Here is a 761-nt window from a genome sequence, read left to right as displayed (position 1 = left end):
CGGCGGAGCTCGACCGCGACGTCGAGGTCGTCTCGCCCGACGACCCCGCGACCGCGGCCGCGGAGGGCGCGGCGCGGATCGCGGCGCGACTGGTCTGAGCGGCGAGCGAGCGTTTCGGCTTTTTCGACCGGTAAACAGCGTGAACGGTCGCGACGATCAGTTACGAATAGCGGTGCGGTGGCGCGTGCCTGCGAGGCCGCCTCGCGGCCGAGCAGCACCGCGCGAGGGAGTCGCTGGCGGCCGGAGCGAAGCGGAGGCCGTCAGCGACGAGGCTGGGGAGGCGTGAGGCTGTGCTGTGCGGGGTGGGACTCGAAGGGGCAGCCGTGAAGCGGTCAGAGGCGACACCAAGCACCGCAGGAACGAGCAGCGCGAGTGACGAGGAGCGCAGCAAGCGTCTGGCCGCTTCACGGCTGGGGCTTCGGCGGTCTCGGTAGTGGGCCTACAACGTCATATCGGAGGTCTGGGCTTTCAACGGTAGCGGTGTACGAACTTACACCTCGAATAGCCGCTCCGCGTCTTCGGCCTGCCGCCGGTAGATCCCCCGTCCCTTCAGCCGCGGCACCTCGTGGCGGTGAAGTCGCTCCCCCTCCGTGTCGTACACGAGCGGGAACACGTTCGTCCGCCGCTTCGCAACCGTGAACCCGGACATGGCGTCCAGAAGCGACGCGTCCGGGTCCGGGACCGCGAACGTCACGTAGCCGATAGGCGTCGGCGACTCGCCGCCGTCGGCGCGCTCCGGCCGCGGGCCCGTCTGCTCGGCG

General features: G+C 70.4%; 1 pseudogene. It reads right to left on the bottom strand.

The annotated features are described in order from the left end of the window. Positions 1–490: 490 nt before the first annotated feature. A pseudogene (locus tag BN903_RS07120) lies at positions 491–745 on the bottom strand (hypothetical protein); the annotation flags it as partial. Between the last annotated feature and the right edge of the window lie 16 nt (positions 746–761).

The organism is Halorubrum sp. AJ67 (assembly GCF_000513435.1).
The sequence above is the reverse complement of the archived record's forward strand: the minus strand, read 5'-3'. Positions and strand labels throughout refer to the sequence as shown.